Origin of the sequence: Microcoleus sp. A6-C6 (assembly GCF_036705955.1) — a bacterium.
Lineage (GTDB): Bacteria > Cyanobacteriota > Cyanobacteriia > Cyanobacteriales > Microcoleaceae > Microcoleus.
Genome location: NZ_JAUBVR010000046.1, coordinates 1 through 13,410 on the forward strand (window position 1 = coordinate 1; position 13,410 = coordinate 13,410).

Below are 13,410 nucleotides of genomic sequence, written 5' to 3' on the forward strand. Positions count from 1 at the left end.
TATTTGGTATTTTATCCATCATTACAACTATGTTTTGAGCCAATGAATATCTAATCACTACATATTTATCACTACCCTGCCAACAAATAGTTGTACTGTGCACATAACATTGACAGCCATCTGTCAATCTTAATGACTTGTAATTTTGTTGGACGTAATCGATACTGGTAAGAAGTTCTCATTAAGCGGTGAATGTGTAATTTCAGTCGCGATTTATCAATTACTGTTAATATACTTGAATGCGTTACTTCGTGTCAAGTACGTAAATAAATATTTGTTTGCACACTCAGAGAGACTTCTATTGTCAAGTATTAACTTTTATCGCCAAATCTCCAATGGCAACATAAATGGTTAAAATATATTAAGAAAAGTTGAATGAAATAATTTGTTCGTCTCGTCATCCACCCGCTCACTGCTCAACGCTTGCATCGTATAAGGTTGTGAGCGGGTGGAATCAGGAGTCTCACCGCGCCTTTCATCCCACACTATATCGCTTCGATTAGTGTGGGGATTCCCGTCTGTTTAGCTAAATGCTTTGCACTGTATTTACTGAGCACAATATGTGTCGTTGCTGAATCAAGGTTTGATATACACCCCGCCCGCTTATGTGCGGGGATTATTGACACTTGATTTGTCGATCGCCCGTTTTTTTAAGTATTATTACTGATTGACAAATGCAGCCAGTGTCTTAACTTATCGGAAATGACCGAAAAAGGGCGATCGCACCGCTAAACCAGAGGTCGCTCGAAAGCCTGGGTGCGATCGGTCAATTAATGCTTACTCGGTTCGCACCTTACCAATAACCTCTCGCTTGACCCCGACTCGGAGGGCTACCAGTGAAGTTGTGCCGCGGCCGGTAACGTATGTTGCATCGAGAAAACTTGCTAGTCCGTTCCAACCGAGTTGCGATCTGCAGCTAAAATGGCATAAAAGCAAAAAATCTGTACGTTTAGCTACTTTTTTACAAATTGTTATGGTATCTTGACTTTAGTAGAGGCTGGCTCAAACAATTTAAAACGCCCGGTTATCAAATAACTTTTATGGTTGACCCTAAAAAAATTCTGCTGAAATGGGAAAGATATTGGTTTAAAATTCTTGGTAGGTGGCAATCGTGTGCATTGACTTGCCCAATAGAAAGACCTCATCACCGACATATTGTTTGGAGTTGGATTGGCAGTTTTTTGGCAATTACCGCAACGTCCTATCTTTCTGTAAAAACTAATTCTCCTTTACTAATGGCTCCGTTTGGCGCTACAAGTGTTCTAATATTTGGTGTCCCTGACAGCCCCTTGGCTCAACCCCGGAATGTCATTGGGGGAAATTTCTTAGCTGCTCTAGTAAGTTTAATAATTCTGCATTTTTTCGGTTCTTCTCCTGTTGCGATGGGGATAGCGGTTTCTAGTGCGATCGGAGTTATGCAGATGACCAAAACTCTACATCCGCCTTCGGGAGCAGTTGCGTTAGTCGTCATGATGACCAAACCAGACTGGCAATTTTTGCTAACACCTGCTTTTGAGGGATCGATGATCTTGGTCTTGTGCGCCGTGATATTTAATAATTTAGCGGACGAAAGGACGTATCCCAATCACTGGCTATAGCATGGTCTTTGATTAGTTCAATTTATAACTGCGATCGCAATTTCATATACAATTTCTGGGCTGGTGACAAAGATATTTAAGAGATAGACTGTTATGAGGGTTGCAGCACGCAACCCTTCTCGATCAGCTATCTCTACTCATGGTTCGCTTTTTTGCCTGGTTGAGCAATTACCAAAAAATGTATAATAACGCTATCAAAATTATTCTTGATTCTTTTTTTCAGATTCCATCAAAAGCGATCGGTTAAATTGGTTAAAACAATCGATTGCCGAACTTCCTTCCACATCGAACTACTATGATTCAAGGCACTACTAAACTGCTCGGAGTAATTGGTCATCCGATCGCACATTCTCTGTCGCCGGCGATGCACAATGCTGCTATTTCTCACTTGGGAGTCGATTTTGTTTACCTCCCATTTCCGGTAAAACCAGAGGATTTAAAGGCTGCGCTGGCAGGATTTGCGGCGATCGACCTTCGGGGATTTAGCATCACGATTCCCCACAAACAAGCCATTTTACCGCTGCTGTCGTCGGTTTCCCCGATCGCCCGATCGATCGGCGCAGTCAACACCGTCTACCGCACTGACAAAGGTTGGTGCGGCACAAATACTGACGTAGAAGGCTTTCTCGCGCCCCTGCAAACCCCCACTTACCAACCTAGGGAGGGCTCCGATTGGAGTCAGAAAGTAGCGGTAATTTTGGGGAATGGTGGGGCGGCGAGAGCTGTTGTGGCTGGATGCGCTCAATTGGGATGTGCCGAGATTCACGTTGTCGGGCGCAACGCCCAAAATTTAGCGGAGTTTCAGCAGAGTTGGGTTAATTCTCCGATGCCCGTGCCGAATTTGCAGGCTCACACTTGGGACAATTTGTCAATGTTAATTTCGCAGGCGGATTTGCTGGTGAACACAACTCCTGTGGGTATGTATCCGCACGGGGAAAAGTCGCCGGTTTCGGCGGATTCGTTCGATCAAATCAACGCAGGTGCGATCGTCTATGATTTAATTTACACTCCGAATCCTACTCAGTTTCTCAAGGATGCGCGGAGGAGGGGGGCTATCCCGATTGACGGACTCGAAATGCTAGTTCAACAAGGAGCCGCCGCCTTGAAAATTTGGCTGGACACAGAATCCGTCCCTGTGGATGTAATGCGCCAAGCCTTGCGGCAGCATTTAGGCTTAGAGTGATGCTATGGGCGATCGCACTAGGGAAACGGCACAGGGCTGTTTCCCTAGAGATGTTAAAAATTCGATCATGAATTCGCGCTAAGCTGGGAATCAAAATATACTTGCGCTGCAACTTATGAAATTTCGAGCTATCAGTCTTTTTTTTGTCACTTGCGCGATCGCAATTTTTAGTTTGGTATACACTCCACCGGCTTGGGCTCTGACACAGATCAAACTTTCAGATCTTTCTTATCGCGAATGTCCGGCAGAAATGGCAGAAGGAACAGTTACCAGCGGCAGTTCTATGGAAGCTAACTGCTTTTTGATTACAGGGAAAGCTGAAAATAGTAGTGGCAAACCTGTTTTTGATGCTGATATTTTCGGACGTATTTATGATGCAGATGAAAATCCGGTGATGCAAAACCGCACTCGCTTGGGATCTATCGAAGAAGTTCCTCCCGGAATTAGCGATTTTCAGCTCAGAATTTCGGTTGCTGCCAATCAGCGAACACCTTTGCAGCTCAAGCAATTTAAAGCTACAGGTTTTAGTGGTGTGGTTCGTCGCTAATCAAACTATTGGAGATTTTAGATTGCTGATTTGAGATTTTGGGTTGGCTGTTGAGAAACTGCGATGCAGTTTTCGATTTCTGATTGTAGATTTTAGATTGTTCAGTTGCTTTCAATTGGTTATATCTAACACAATACAGTTCAGCTCAAACAGTCCAGTCGGGAAAACAAGAGTGAAAAACAGATACTGCGATTGCTTCGTTCCTCTCTTCGGACAACTTCTAACTGAACCGTATTGAGATCTAATGTACAATTAACTCCCCGGCTTTTCAACCGGCGAGTTAATTTAAAAATCTCAAATCTTAATTTTAGTGGCCGGCAGCTAGGTTTGTTAAACAATTTAGCCTATATGTTTAAAAACTTAAGCTTTCCAACTACAAGGCTGTTTGCAAGCTGCTCAAAAGACGGATCAAGAATTCCGAGCCGAACTGAAGGACAAAAAAGGCAATCAGCGGTGAAAAGTCAATCCCTCCTAGGGGGGGGATAATCGAACGGAATAAATTCAAGTAAGGGTCTGTTAACTGACTCAAAATCGAAAACGGGGGGTCGTACCAATTGATATTGGGGAACCAGCTCAACAGCACCCTAACAATCATTAGTGCTACATAGATTTGCACAAATGTGGACAGCGTGGTAGCCAACAGGCCTATGGAATAACTCATATATTGTGCTGAAAGTTTGAGTAAAGTTTACAAACACTTTAACTTTAGCTTTAAGTTTAGCATAGCTGGGGGAAAGGGGGAGAGTGAGGGAGTGGCAGAAGAGGAGCATTTTTGTTGTTCCTTGTTCCTTGTCGCTTCCCCTTCGATCGCGAAAAATGAAGAAAGAAATGTGCGACAGTTGGTCGATCGCCCGCATTCTACTCCCAGACTACTCTAAAATCTTTCATAGATTCAGGAGTCTTTGGCGATCGAACCTTCGCTGTTGTGGGCTGGCGCGTTCCCGTTGACATCGCCGAGTTGCAGCCGCACGTCATCAATTGCCTGATTTAGCTGGGCAATTTTATCTTCCAAACTCAGCCTTGCTACTTCCATCCCTTCGGCTTCGAGTTGGCTGGCTTTCCTCTGGCGCATCTTTCTTGCGTTGGCGTCGGAAGGTTCACTCAGCAAAGCTTCAGCAGCGCGCCGCGACAGCACCGCGCCCAAAACTGCCCCCACCAAGCCCCCAACTGCGGCTCCGGCAATAAATCCGCCTGTAAAACCCTCTCGATTGCTCATTGCTCAACTCAACTGCGCGATATTTCCTTGATTTGTCTATTTTGACACTCTCTGGAGCGATCGACCGGGAGATCGTTAATTGCCTGGTAAGGCGATAATTCCGACTTCTTGGTTAAAGCGGATCATCTCCAAAGATCGATCGCCATAAAGGTCTTCAATGTGCTCTAAGCAGCAGTCGATCGCGAAATCGTTCAATTCAGCAGGCTCAATGCCGTACATATCCTGAAACACCCCCTCGTCTACCCGGCAAAAGCGGGGTCGATCGTCATAAATTCCGCATTCTCGCGTTTTCTTGTCAAAATTGATACACCAACCGTCATCTCCGACTAAGCTCAAGTAGGTTCCTAATTCCTCTTCAGATAAATACTCGTCTAAGTCTGGGCGCTCTGTTGGTTCTAGGTAACAACAAGCACCGCACTGCTTTATGCAACGCCAAGTAGTCATAGTTTCGTTCGATTTTAGATTTTAGATTTTAGATTGGGAACACTCCGACAACGGGCATTAATTCCCCGGTTCCCTGTGAATGGGAGGTCGATCGTTCTTTACATTTTGTTGAATTTTGTAAACTTCCTTAAAAAATAGGGCCGATCGCCCGGTAAAATCAGAAGCGGATTTTCTAATCAACAATCTAGACTTAATCAATACAGTAGGAGGACACATGGACTTTATAACCGATCTTTTCAGCGGCCTGGGCGGTGTAAACTACCAACTGATTATTCAGGTAGCTTTACTTGCAGCAGTCGTGCTTTCGGGCCCGATCGTGATTTTTCTATTGGCTGCTAAAGGCGGCGACTTGTAATTGTAGCACGGCTGGCGATCGATGGTTGGGAGTTTTGATTTTTAAATGTGATGCAAAATTCCCAAAGCTCGATCGCCAATTTTCGCTGATTTTCCCTGCTGCACTAGATTTCCGCTCAAATACCGCTATCATATCGTTTCCGGTTGCATCGTCAGGTGATTTAACCACAGAGAACGCAGAGAACACAGAGGGAGATCAGAGAGATGAATAATTCCGATGAACAGAGGATTTGATATCAAATGCCGAGGGCGTGTTTAGCCGTTTGAATCAAATTCTCAAAAAAAGGTAGAGATACATCGACTTCTTTAGCATCCTGACGGGAGTTCCCCAACAAACCGATATGTTGTCCCGGTGCTACAGCCAAAACTTGCCCTTGAGAGTTACGAATTCTCAACTCCTCTTGAGAACCGGTGGGAGACAGACTGCAAGAATAAGTGCGATCGCAATAATCAAACTCAACTTTTCCAAACACCTGCCGCCTCGAACTCGCAGCACTTGCAGGTAAGCGGACACCCAACAATTCTAACTCAACCGAAGTCCTGCCATTAAAACTATTTTCCCGCAATCGGTAAGCAATATCAACCCGCCGAGGCAAAGGAAAATATTCCCCCCAACGCCAAGCAATCCCCTTGACACTAGCCGAGCCTTTTTCATCTTGAGTTGCAGTTAGTTTAACGTGGCCTCCTTTACCCACAATTTTCTGTTCAGTGATGCAAACATTAGGAGTCCAAAATACAGGAGCCTTATTTTCAATCCCGCAAGGTTCCAAAGCATCAATTTGTCGGTAAAGATCGAGATTAATCTCAGCCAAATCCGCTCGCACATCTACAGAAACCAGCGGCTTGAGGTGTTCCGGCTGCAAACATTGATTCGCAAAAACTGACAGTTGATGGCGAAATTGTTCGAGATTATGGGCCGGCATAGAAAAACCGCCAGCCGCTTTATGTCCGCCAAATTTAGTTAATAAATCCGCGCAAAAATTCAGCCCGTCAAATACATTAAACTCAGGAATTCCCCTCGCCGATCCCCGGATGATATTAGCCGTTTCGCCACCCTCATCCTCAAAAGTACCGATAAAAACGGGTACGCCATAACGTTCCAGCAACCGAGAAGCCACAATCCCGATCACCCCGTGGTGCCAACCGGGTTGCACAACAACTAAAACCCGTTCCTGCTGTAAATTTATCGCACTTTTCTCACACCAGGCGATCGCTTCCTGCTCAATTTCCTGACACAACTCCTGCCGGCGCTGATTGATTTGTTCGCACTGCATCGCGTTTTTGAGTGCCAATTCGCGATCGTCCGTCGTCAGCAACTCTATCACAATTTGAGGGTCAGCCAGCCGCCCCACAGCATTAATCCGCGGCCCCAGCCGAAAACCAATATCTTCAGGCTTTAACGTATTATTAGCTTGACTTTTTGAATTAAAAAGAGGTAAAGTTTCCGCACTTCCCGCCTGCACTCCGGCAACTTGAATCAAAGCTTGAACGCCAGCTAATTGCGAGTGAGGCAACAGCCGCAAGCCCCGCTTTACCCAGCGGCGATTAACCCCAGTCAAAGGAGCTAAATCCGCAATAGTTCCCAAAGTAAATAACTCCAGCAGCGGATTCACCAACCCGCCAACTTTATTGAGATCCTGAGCCAAAGTAATCGCCAAAACATAGGCAACGCCTACTCCAGCCAAACCGCGATAAGGCGAAGATTCCGCAATTAATTTTGGGTTGAGAATAGCATCCGCCGGCGGTAGTTTTGGCGGCAAATCGTGGTGGTCTGTAATAATAACTTTAACACCGAGTTCTCGCGCTCTCGCCACCGGGCCGTAAGCTGCAATCCCGTTGTCAACAGTCAAAATCAGAGCCACACCCTCGGAGTGAAATTCTTCTACAATGCGATCGTTAATCCCGTAACCTTCCCGCATCCGGCTGGGAATAGCATAATCCACCTTCGCCCCCAGAGCCCTCAGAGCTCGCAGCAACAAAGCCGTGCTCGTCATCCCGTCAGCATCGTAATCGCCGCAAATCGCAATTTTCTGCCCTCCCGAAATCGCCTCCCGCAACAATTTGACACTCGCAGCCAAATCGGGAAACTCATCCATTGGCGCGGGCAAAACCAGAGATTCCGGTTCGATAAACCCCTGCACTTCTTCCAGAGAATCGATGCCCCGGTTAATCAGTACCTGTGCTAGCAAAGACGACAAACCGATTTCTGCGGCAAACTGTTCGGCTTGCTGCGGTTGAGGCGAATAAATTTGCCACCGTTGGTTGGGCAATCGGGGAGAATTCGGGGGCAAAGATGTCGGTAGCTCTTGCACGGAAGCTGAGGTCTAAAGATACATAACCAATCTTACCGAATTAAGTGCATCAATCAGTTAATCAATTTTATATTTTAGATTTTAGATCGATCCTAAAGATGAATTTTTTGGGTAAAATCCAAAGGTTGTTTGTAGGAAAGCTTTTTTCGGAAGCCCTCACCGCACGCAAATAGGGATACCAGCGCCCGATAGAAGTCGTGAAGAGCCCCTAATTTTAGACCAAAGTTCCAACCCCCAGATTGCATCTGCCCTTGTCCATCGCCAATCGAAAATACTTTGGGCGCAGACGACTGATTTAATTTTATGAGGAGAATTGCATGAATGTCGATCGACCGTCTTGGTTTAAAATTGCATTACAGCTTCGCGGCTCCGTCATTCCCTCAATTTGGCCCAGGGTTTTACTGTGCGGCGGCTTTGGACTTTTTATTTCCCTGCTGCATTTTTTGAAATGGCCGGTTTCCTTGCCAATTTTATCTAGTATTGTACCGAGTATTGTGCTTGGTTTACTGTTAGTTTTTCGGACAAATACAGCATACGAAAGATTTTGGGAAGGTAGAAAATTGTGGGGAACCTTAGTTAATAACGTCCGCAATTTAGCGCGCCAAGTCTGGGTAGCAATTGAGGAAAAAGACCCGCAGGATAGCGTTATAAAAAAGTCAGCTCTGCGCCTGTTACCTGCCTTTGCAGTAGCGATGAAATTGCATTTGCGCCAAGAATCTATAAATTCAGAATTAGAGGCGTTGATGTCACAATCGCAATATCAAAAACTCAAGTCTATGAACAATCCGCCGCTAGAAATCGCTTTTTGGATAGAGGATTATTTACACAATCAGTACGAGCGTAATTGCCTTGATGTCTATCAGTTAACTTCTATGAAGGAGTTGCTCAACTCTATGATTGATGTATTAGGTGGCTGCGAGCGGATTTTGAAGACACCTATCCCTTTGGCTTACGCGATTCACCTGAAGCAGCTATTGTTGCTTTACTGTTTGGCACTGCCCTTTCAAATTGTGAAGGATTTGACTTGGGGAACCGGCCCTGTTGTGGCTTTAATTAGTTTTACTTTGTTCGGGATCGAAGAAATCGGAATTGAAATTGAAAATCCCTTCGGGCATGATACCAATGATTTGCCTTTGGACAATATTTGTGCTGCCATGCAGCGGAATATTGACGATTTAACGACTTTATCTCCTAGCGTTCACCAACAGGTGAAAGATAAGTAGAATTATTAGTCATTGGTCATTAGTCATTAGTAGTTGTAGGGTGCGTCGCTATGAAAGATTACCGAATAAAATCGATAATAGATCGAGCGACGCACCTGCGCGTATAAGATTGAGTCAAGAAAGCCAATAATTTGATTACACCTCTTGCATAAATCACGGGATAGATAGAGAAACCGCAGATTTTAGGCAGATAAACACAGATAAACGCAGATGTTTTTAAGATAGGAGAGTGAGTGAGTGCAATCTTGTCGATTGTCGCAAAATTTGTGATAAATTGTTAGACATTAATTTCTAATAATCAACCGCATCAACCCAGCTAAAACCAACAATAAAGGCGTCAGCCAATCTCCCCAGCGCACGTACAAAGTCCTAGTTTTCCGCCGATAAATTGTAGCATCTTGGACTTCGTAGGTATTAAGTCCAGACTTCCAAACCGTCTCGCCGTGAGGATTTACAAAAGCAGAGTACCCCGTATTAGTTGCGATAACTGCCCATCTATCTGTTTCAATTGCGCGCATCACATCGAGGGCGTGATGTTGGGCCAGCATCGGCGGTTTGTAATGGGCATTGTTGGAAGCTGTAATCATAAATTCGCCTCGCTGTGCTGCTTGATATCGGAAATTTTCAGCAAAGGCGGAATCGTAACAAATTCCGACAATGGCGCGGCCAAATGGCGTATCAAACAATTGTTTTGAGTTTCCTGGTATTAAACGAGCATCTAAGGGTGACAGTCGATTTATGATCCCGCCTAATATTTCGTAAAAAGGGATATATTCGCCTAAAGGTACTAGCTTTAGTTTATCGTAGCGACCGACAATTTGTCCCGTTTTGTCGATCGCCAATAAGCTATTAGTGAGACCGTTTTCTTCCTGTCCAAATCCTCCAACCCAAGCCACTACACCGCGTTCGAGAATAGCTTGGTAAAAGGAAAGAGTGGAACGCTGATATTCATTTGTCCATATAAAAGGCAAAGCGGTCTCTGGAATTAACACAGCATCGACTTTTCTGTCTGCTAACTCTTTATATCCAGCGGTGTAACCTTCCAAAGCGCGCCGCCAGCCCCCGGAGTCAAACTTAATTTCGTTAGGAATATTTCCTTGAATAATCCCAATTTTTAATGCTGTTCCGGCTTCTTGAATTAAGGGGCGATTGTACAAACTCCAGCCGACAATATGCAAAACTAAAAACAAACCCGCAGGCAAAATATAAGCAGCCCACTTCTTCTTTTTTCCTTCTTCCTTTTCTTCACTCCCTTCTTCCTTCTTCCCTCTTCCTTCTTCCCTCTTCCTTCTTCCTTCTTCCTTCTTCCCTCTTCCTTCAATAAAAGCTTCGGCAATTAAGCCATTTACTGCTACGATGGCTGCTGTTACTGCGGCGGGGCCGGAGAGTTGACCGAGGTGCAATATTGGTAAATTGTGCGGGCTTTGGGTGTATGATAGTGATGTCCACCACAGCGAACCTGTACTCCAAATACTTTCTAAGGCGCACCACAAAGCTGTGCCAATTAAAACGCGGATTAATGCTGAGAATTGAGTTTTACCCCCCCCAGCCCCCCCTTGTAAAGGGGGGGAGTTAAGAGTAAGAATAGGATTTTTTCTGGGTACTGTGAGGGAGTTGAGAGTTACAAATAGCCACGCCCAAACGGCTACTAAGGCGGCTCCCCAGAGGGTGATGAAGGCCCAGCAAAAAAGTGCGATCGCCAGACTGGGCCACCAAGGAACCCCCAACCAAGTCATGGGGTGTATTCCCATAATCCAAGATAAGGCTAATCCGTGATAGCCAATTCCCCAAAGAGAAGGAAGAAGGAAGAAGGAAGAAGGAAGAAGGAATAAGAAAGAAGGAAGAAATTTTTGTTTTTTTTCTGTGATTATCGGCCGTTGATAACTGGCAACCAAAACCCATAGGGGAGCTAATGCTATCCAGGCTAGCGGCCAAGCATTGAATGGCGCTGTTGTCAATGCCATCGAAATGCCGCTGAAAAGTGCGATCGCTGGGCCTAATATTTGAGATTTCTGAACTGCGAGTTTTTCAAATTTAAGCCTGTTAAATATCGTCACTTTGATAATTGCTAAAAATAATAATGCCTAATCAATATATCAGATTAATCAGCCAGAAGGAAATCTCTTAAATTATACTTACCCAAACAAAAAGCGCCCTCATTTGGAGAGAGCGCTTTTTGTTAATCAACAGCTAAATTTAGCCGTTGATGGCAGGAGCAACCATTGCTACTGGGGTGACTTCACCGGCGGCCAAGTCGAGGGGGAAGTTGTGAGCGTTGCGCTCGTGCATTACTTCCATACCCAAGTTGGCGCGGTTGATCACATCCGCCCAGGTGTTGATGACGCGACCTTGGGAGTCGATAATCGATTGGTTGAAGTTGAAACCGTTGAGGTTAAATGCCATCGTGGAAATACCCAAAGCGGTAAACCAAATGCCGACAACTGGCCACGCACCTAACAAGAAGTGCAAAGAACGGCTGTTGTTAAAGCTGGCATATTGGAAAATTAAACGACCGAAGTAGCCGTGGGCTGCAACGATGTTGTAGGTTTCTTCTTCTTGACCGAATTTGTAACCGTAGTTCAAAGATTCGGTTTCGGTTGTTTCGCGAACCAAAGAAGAGGTAACGAGAGAACCGTGCATGGCAGAGAACAGTGCACCGCCGAAGACACCAGCTACTCCCAACATATGGAAGGGGTGCATCAGGATGTTGTGCTCGGCTTGGAACACGATCATGAAGTTGAATGTGCCGCTGATTCCCAGGGGCATACCGTCAGAAAAGCTGCCTTGTCCGATCGGATAAATCAAGAATACTGCGGTAGCAGATGCCACAGGTGCGGAGTAAGCCACGCAGATCCAAGGACGCATTCCTAAGCGATAGCTCAGTTCCCACTGACGACCCATGTAGCAAAAAATGCCGATGAGGAAGTGGAAAATGACGAGCTGGTAAGGGCCGCCGTTGTACAACCATTCGTCTAAAGAGGCTGCTTCCCAGATGGGATAGAAGTGAAGCCCGATCGCATTCGATGAAGGAACGACAGCACCACTGATCAGGTTGTTACCGAACATCAAGGAACCTGCAACTGGTTCGCGGATGCCGTCGATATCTACAGGAGGAGCTGCGATGAAGGCGATGATGTAGCAGGTGGTGGCGGTCAGCAGAGTCGGGATCATGATCGTCCCGAACCAGCCCACATAAATCCGGTTATCGGTGCTAGTTACCCACTCGCAGAACCGTTCCCAAACGTTGCCGCTTTCGCTGCGCTGTACGGTTGTTGTCATTTGTTTTATGATTGCTTAATTGAATTTTCAATGTTCGTTGTGGGGATGCCCCACGCTTATATTAGTAACACCATTCACTAAAGTTTGCCAAGGGTTTAGTGCTGACAATTAAAACATTTTACAAATATTTACAAACATTGATTTTTAGTGAATATTTGTAGTTATTTGCAAAGTAATGTTACATAAGTAATACGGTTAAATACAGCGAACAGAAGAGCTGAATCTATTATCTGTAGGTTTATTCAGCAGTTGACTTCAATTACTGTTGTTCAGGTCGATCGCCTTTCTATTTAAATATCTCTTAATTAGGTCTTGAACAAATTATTTTTAATATTTATTCACATATTATCCGTGGATTCGGCACACATAAGTTTTTATTGGGAGAATACTGGAAATTGGGTGATTGTGCGATCGCACTATAGCAGTGGACAGTGGACAGTTGACAGTTGACAGTTGCATAACGGGAATCAAATCATTGATGCTTGACGGGTATCGGCTCTATTCATGAAGTTATTTATGTCCTCACTGATGTGGCGGTTGCTATACATTCTCAACAATTCCCCATCAACCGGATTCATCAACTAAAAACCCAGTTTATGAGGCGCTTTGCAATAGCCATAAACCGGGTTTCTGAGGATGAGTTCGTAAGTTGTGCGTCAAAATTAACCTTTAGCCAGGGGGCCACTTCATCTGCCGTCCGCCGAGAATGTGAAGGTGCAGGTGGTCTACAGTTTGGCCGCCGTCGTTGCCGGTATTAATCACGACGCGATAGCCGTTGCTGAGTCCGAGTTGTTCTGCTACGCGCTTGACAGTCAGGAGCAGGTGTCCCATGAGCGCATGATCTCCCGATTCGGCATCGGCTAATTTGGGAATAGGTTTTTTGGGAATGACGAGGATGTGGACTGGCGCTTGCGGATTGATATCTCTGAAGGCGAGGGCCAAGTCGTCCTCATAAACGATGTCTGCTGGAATCTCTTTGCGGATGATTTTGCTGAAAAGCGTTTCTTGGGTTGTCATGGGTGTTAAAGAAGGAAGAAGGAAGAAGGAAGAAGGAAGAAGTGGGAAGTGACAAGGGCGAAGGTGCAAGACGGAAGGGGGAAGATGGAAGGGACAAGGAGAGGAGGGAAGGGGGAAGACTCAGGAGGAGATCAGCAAAAAGAGAAAAGGAAGAGGCAAGGAAAAGTTTTTCTTGCTTCTTCCGATATTCATTAGTCATTGTTAATCATAATATATGATGAATCAAAGACAGGCAAA

General features: G+C 45.2%; 14 protein-coding genes. 6 read left to right on the forward strand and 8 right to left on the reverse strand.

Annotated features, from left to right (window positions below):
- Positions 1–71: 71 nt before the first annotated feature.
- Positions 72–182 carry a helix-turn-helix domain-containing protein gene (locus tag QUB52_RS18460; protein ID WP_442923201.1) on the reverse strand — a complete coding sequence of 37 codons (111 nt, stop codon included), beginning with the start codon at positions 180–182 and terminating at the stop codon, positions 72–74.
- A gap of 858 nt (positions 183–1,040) precedes the next feature.
- On the opposite strand from QUB52_RS18460, the gene QUB52_RS18465 reads away from it, so the two are divergent.
- The 3 genes from QUB52_RS18465 to QUB52_RS18475 all read left to right on the forward strand — a co-directional run bounded on the left by QUB52_RS18465 (position 1,041) and on the right by QUB52_RS18475 (position 3,328).
- On the forward strand, positions 1,041–1,598 hold the full coding sequence (locus QUB52_RS18465; RefSeq protein WP_265233893.1) for an HPP family protein: 558 nt from the start codon (positions 1,041–1,043) through the stop codon (positions 1,596–1,598).
- Between the two features lie 295 nt (positions 1,599–1,893).
- Complete coding sequence (locus tag QUB52_RS18470) at positions 1,894–2,781, forward strand: shikimate dehydrogenase (RefSeq protein ID WP_332974144.1); 888 nt, start codon at positions 1,894–1,896, stop codon at positions 2,779–2,781.
- 115 nt (positions 2,782–2,896) lie between these two features.
- Positions 2,897–3,328 (forward strand): hypothetical protein, encoded by a 432-nt coding sequence (locus QUB52_RS18475; protein WP_265234462.1) that lies wholly within the window; start codon positions 2,897–2,899, stop codon positions 3,326–3,328.
- Positions 3,329–3,701: 373 nt separating this feature from the next.
- Here the strand turns inward: QUB52_RS18475 and QUB52_RS18480 are convergent, their stop codons facing one another.
- The 3 genes from QUB52_RS18480 to QUB52_RS18490 form a co-directional block, all read right to left on the reverse strand.
- Positions 3,702–3,989 (reverse strand): YggT family protein, encoded by a 288-nt coding sequence (locus tag QUB52_RS18480; protein ID WP_265234463.1) that lies wholly within the window; start codon positions 3,987–3,989, stop codon positions 3,702–3,704.
- A 231-nt stretch (positions 3,990–4,220) separates the two neighbouring features.
- Positions 4,221–4,544: a hypothetical protein gene (locus tag QUB52_RS18485; protein WP_265234464.1), complete on the reverse strand. Its 324-nt coding sequence runs from the start codon at positions 4,542–4,544 to the stop codon at positions 4,221–4,223.
- Between the two features lie 75 nt (positions 4,545–4,619).
- The gene (locus QUB52_RS18490) at positions 4,620–4,988 is read right to left on the reverse strand and encodes a YkgJ family cysteine cluster protein (protein ID WP_265234465.1); all 369 of its coding nucleotides are present in this window, start codon (positions 4,986–4,988) and stop codon (positions 4,620–4,622) included.
- A gap of 214 nt (positions 4,989–5,202) precedes the next feature.
- Here QUB52_RS18490 and psb30 point away from each other — a divergent pair, with 214 nt between their 5' ends.
- On the forward strand, positions 5,203–5,343 hold the full coding sequence (gene psb30 / locus QUB52_RS18495) for a photosystem II reaction center protein Ycf12/Psb30 (RefSeq protein ID WP_265234466.1): 141 nt from the start codon (positions 5,203–5,205) through the stop codon (positions 5,341–5,343).
- Positions 5,344–5,578: 235 nt separating this feature from the next.
- On the opposite strand, the gene recJ is transcribed toward psb30, so the two are convergent.
- Entirely contained in the window at positions 5,579–7,654 is a 2,076-nt protein-coding gene (recJ, locus tag QUB52_RS18500; RefSeq protein ID WP_332974145.1) for a single-stranded-DNA-specific exonuclease RecJ, read from the reverse strand.
- Positions 7,655–7,971: 317 nt separating this feature from the next.
- On the opposite strand from recJ, the gene QUB52_RS18505 reads away from it, so the two are divergent.
- On the forward strand, positions 7,972–8,877 hold the full coding sequence (locus QUB52_RS18505; protein ID WP_332974146.1) for a bestrophin family protein: 906 nt from the start codon (positions 7,972–7,974) through the stop codon (positions 8,875–8,877).
- Positions 8,878–9,161: 284 nt separating this feature from the next.
- Here QUB52_RS18505 and lnt read toward each other — a convergent pair whose 3' ends face one another.
- From lnt to QUB52_RS18520, 3 genes are all read right to left on the reverse strand, one after another.
- Positions 9,162–10,934 carry an apolipoprotein N-acyltransferase gene (lnt, locus tag QUB52_RS18510; protein WP_442923202.1) on the reverse strand — a complete coding sequence of 591 codons (1,773 nt, stop codon included), beginning with the start codon at positions 10,932–10,934 and terminating at the stop codon, positions 9,162–9,164.
- Between the two features lie 139 nt (positions 10,935–11,073).
- Complete coding sequence (psbA, locus tag QUB52_RS18515; RefSeq protein WP_265234471.1) at positions 11,074–12,156, reverse strand: photosystem II q(b) protein; 1,083 nt, start codon at positions 12,154–12,156, stop codon at positions 11,074–11,076.
- A gap of 669 nt (positions 12,157–12,825) precedes the next feature.
- Positions 12,826–13,143 (reverse strand): histidine triad nucleotide-binding protein, encoded by a 318-nt coding sequence (locus QUB52_RS18520; protein ID WP_332974175.1) that lies wholly within the window; start codon positions 13,141–13,143, stop codon positions 12,826–12,828.
- Positions 13,144–13,175: 32 nt separating this feature from the next.
- Between QUB52_RS18520 and QUB52_RS18525 the strand changes: the two genes are divergently transcribed.
- The gene (locus tag QUB52_RS18525) at positions 13,176–13,391 is read left to right on the forward strand and encodes a hypothetical protein (protein WP_332974147.1); all 216 of its coding nucleotides are present in this window, start codon (positions 13,176–13,178) and stop codon (positions 13,389–13,391) included.
- Positions 13,392–13,410: the final 19 nt, after the last annotated feature.

Coding starts and splice junctions, on each gene's coding strand:
- QUB52_RS18460 (WP_442923201.1), bottom strand. CDS start 182: ATGAGAACTTCTTACCAGTATCGATTACGTCCAACAAAATTACAAGTC.
- QUB52_RS18465 (WP_265233893.1), top strand. CDS start 1,041: ATGGTTGACCCTAAAAAAATTCTGCTGAAATGGGAAAGATATTGGTTT.
- QUB52_RS18470 (WP_332974144.1), top strand. CDS start 1,894: ATGATTCAAGGCACTACTAAACTGCTCGGAGTAATTGGTCATCCGATC.
- QUB52_RS18475 (WP_265234462.1), top strand. CDS start 2,897: ATGAAATTTCGAGCTATCAGTCTTTTTTTTGTCACTTGCGCGATCGCA.
- QUB52_RS18480 (WP_265234463.1), bottom strand. CDS start 3,989: ATGAGTTATTCCATAGGCCTGTTGGCTACCACGCTGTCCACATTTGTG.
- QUB52_RS18485 (WP_265234464.1), bottom strand. CDS start 4,544: ATGAGCAATCGAGAGGGTTTTACAGGCGGATTTATTGCCGGAGCCGCA.
- QUB52_RS18490 (WP_265234465.1), bottom strand. CDS start 4,988: ATGACTACTTGGCGTTGCATAAAGCAGTGCGGTGCTTGTTGTTACCTA.
- psb30 (WP_265234466.1), top strand. CDS start 5,203: ATGGACTTTATAACCGATCTTTTCAGCGGCCTGGGCGGTGTAAACTAC.
- QUB52_RS18505 (WP_332974146.1), top strand. CDS start 7,972: ATGAATGTCGATCGACCGTCTTGGTTTAAAATTGCATTACAGCTTCGC.
- psbA (WP_265234471.1), bottom strand. CDS start 12,156: ATGACAACAACCGTACAGCGCAGCGAAAGCGGCAACGTTTGGGAACGG.